2 protein-coding genes are annotated in these 3250 nt (G+C 62.2%); both read left to right on the top strand.

What is annotated here, in order from left to right:
- Positions 1-163 precede the first annotated feature (163 nt).
- Positions 164-1309 (top strand): glutamine-hydrolyzing carbamoyl-phosphate synthase small subunit, encoded by a 1146-nt coding sequence (gene carA / locus QZ501_RS15025; protein WP_151439990.1) that lies wholly within the window; start codon positions 164-166, stop codon positions 1307-1309.
- A 48-nt stretch (positions 1310-1357) separates the two neighbouring features.
- Positions 1358-3250 (top strand): carbamoyl-phosphate synthase large subunit (carB, locus tag QZ501_RS15020; RefSeq protein WP_295720633.1); only part of this gene is annotated, 1893 nt, incomplete at its 3' end.

Here is a 3250-nt window from a genome sequence, read left to right as displayed (position 1 = left end):
TACTCCACCGGCTGTTGAGGAATCTCTGTGAGTCCGGAAGAGGTTCCCAGAATCCCTGCAAAAAGCGGGACGGCGTCCAAGACACCGTCCCGCTTTTTGCAAATGGGCGCCGGGGTTTCGTGACGCGCGTCCTACCCGCCAGAGACGCTAGAGGGGCATGGCTTTGACGAAACCAGCGATCCTTGCACTTGAGGACGGCAGCATCTTCAGAGGGGAATCCATCGGTGCCGACGGCGCCACCAGCGGTGAGGTCGTCTTCAATACGGCCATGACCGGCTACCAGGAGATTCTCACTGACCCGTCCTATACCCGCCAGATGGTCACACTGACCTATCCGCACATTGGAAATACCGGCACCAACCCGGAGGACGTGGAGTCCGACCGGATCTGTGCTGCCGGACTGATCATCCGCGACCTGCCGCTGCTGGCCAGCAACTGGCGCCGGACCGACTCCCTTTCGGATTATCTGCAGAGGGAGAACGTGGTGGCCATTGCCGGCGTGGATACCCGCCGCCTGACGCGTCTGCTGCGCAACAAGGGGGCCCAGGGAGGCGCCATTGTCGCCGGTGACAACGCCAGCGAGGAAGAGGCCCTGCGCCTGGCCCGGGACTTCCCTGGGATCAAGGGCATGGACCTGGCTTCCGAGGCCGGCTGCAAGGAGCCGCGTACCTGGACCCAGTCCGTCTGGACCCTGGATGAGGGCTACGGCGAGGCGCCGGAGAAGCGCTACCGCGTGGTCGCCTACGATTACGGCATCAAGTACAACATCCTGCGCCTGCTGGTCTCGCGCGGCTGCGAGGTAACACTGGTGCCGGCGCGTACGCCGCTGGACGAGGTGATGGCGTACAACCCGGACGGCGTCTTTTTCTCCAATGGCCCCGGGGATCCAGAGCCCTGCGATTACGCTGTAGAGGCCCTGAAGGGTTGTATTGAGCGCCACATCCCGACCTTTGGCATCTGCCTCGGGCATCAGCTTCTGGGGCTGGCCGTGGGCGGGCGCAGCGAGAAGATGAAGTTCGGGCACCATGGTGCTAACCATCCGGTGGAGCGGGTCGCCGACGGTACCGTGGTCATTACCAGCCAGAACCATGGCTTTGCAGTGGATGAGAAGTCACTGCCGGACAACGTTGAGGTCACGTACCGCTCGCTGTTTGATGGCACCCTGCAGGGGATGCGCCTGAAGGACGCGCCAGTGTTCAGCTTTCAGGGGCACCCGGAAGCCAGCCCCGGGCCGCGGGACGTGATCCCGCTGTTCGATGAGTTCACCCGCCTGATGGATGAACATCAGGCCACGCAGGCCGCACAGTGAGGCCAACGGCTTCGAATCACGGCTCGAGACGAACAGGATAAGGGTTCAATGCCGAAAAGAGACGACATCCAAAGCATTCTGATTCTTGGCGCCGGCCCCATCGTGATTGGCCAGGCGTGTGAGTTCGACTATTCCGGGGCCCAGGCCTGCAAGGCTCTGCACGAGGAAGGCTTCCGTGTCATTCTGGTCAACTCCAACCCGGCGACCATCATGACCGATCCGGTGATGGCCGATGCCACCTACATTGAGCCCATCACCTGGCGCACCGTCGAGAAGATCATCGAGCAGGAGCAGCCGGACGCGGTGCTGCCCACCATGGGTGGCCAGACCGCGCTCAACTGCGCCCTGGACCTGGAGCGCCATGGCATTCTCCAGAAGCATGGCGTGGAGATGATCGGCGCCAACGCGGACACCATCGACAAGGCCGAGGACCGCGACCGCTTCGACAAGGCGGTTCACAATATTGGTCTTGAGACACCACGTGCGTCCATGGCGCACAGCATGGAAGAGGCCTACCAGGTGCTGGACCACATCGGTCTGCCCTGCATCATCCGGCCGTCCTTCACCATGGGTGGTTCCGGTGGCGGCATCGCCTACAACCGGGAGGAATTCCACGAGATCTGTGAGCGCGGGCTGGCGCTGTCGCCGACCAATGAGCTTCTGATCGACGAGTCGCTCATCGGTTGGAAGGAATACGAGACCGAGGTTGTCCGGGACAAGAACGACAACTGCATCATCGTGTGCGGCATCGAGAACATGGATCCGATGGGCGTTCACACCGGCGATTCCATTACCGTGGCGCCGTCCCAGACGCTCACGGACAAGGAATGGCAGATCATGCGTGACGCCTCGCTGGCGGTGCTGCGCGAGGTGGGTGTCGAGACCGGCGGCTCCAACGTCCAGTTCGGCATCAACCCGGCCAACGGGCGCATGGTGGTGATCGAGATGAACCCGCGCGTGTCGCGTTCCTCGGCCCTGGCGTCCAAGGCCACCGGCTTCCCGATCGCCAAGGTGGCCGCCAAGCTGGCCGTCGGGTTCACTCTGGATGAGCTGAGTAACGACATCACCGGCGGTGTAACGCCGGCCTCCTTTGAGCCGTCCATTGACTACGTGGTCACCAAGATCCCGCGGTTCACTTTCGAGAAGTTCCCGCAGGCGGATCCACGCCTGACGACCCAGATGAAGTCCGTAGGCGAGGTCATGGCCATCGGGCGCACCTTCCAGGAGTCCTATCAGAAGGCCCTGCGCGGCCTTGAGACCGGTGCCTCCGGCCTGGACCCGATCCTGGAGGACCGGGAAGACGCCCGGGATACCCTGATCCACGAGCTGAAAGTGCCCGGCGCCAGCCGCAGCTGGTACCTGGGTGAGGCTTTCCGCTGGGGGATGAGTGTGGATGAGGTGTTCGAATACACCTTCATCGACCGCTGGTACCTGATCCAGATCCAGGACCTGATCGAGGAGGAGAAGCAGCTCCAGTCCACCGGCATGGCGGACCTGGACTACGACACTGTCTTCCGGCTCAAGCGCAAGGGCTTCTCCGATACGCGCCTGGCCAATCTGCTGGGGGTTTCGGAGCAGAGCTTCCGCAAGCTGCGGCATGATCTGGGAGTTCGCCCGGTCTATAAGCGCGTGGATACGTGCGCCGCTGAATTCGAGTCCTCCACCGCCTACATGTACTCCAGCTACGAGGAGGAGTGTGAGGCGAATGTGAGTGACCGTAAGAAGATTGTCGTGATCGGCGGCGGTCCCAACCGCATCGGGCAGGGCATCGAGTTCGACTACTGCTGTGTGCATGCGGTGCTCGCCATGCGCGATGATGGCTACGAGACCATCATGATCAACTGCAACCCGGAGACCGTGTCGACTGATTACGACACCTCCGACCGGTTGTATTTTGAGCCGATCACCCTGGAAGACGTGCTGGAAATCATCAACGTCGAG

It is taken from the genome of uncultured Halovibrio sp., from assembly GCF_913056445.1.
GTDB lineage: Bacteria > Pseudomonadota > Gammaproteobacteria > Pseudomonadales > Oleiphilaceae > Halospina > Halospina utahensis_B.
Note: the sequence above shows the minus strand (reverse complement) of the source record. Positions and strands in the feature narration are given on the sequence as shown.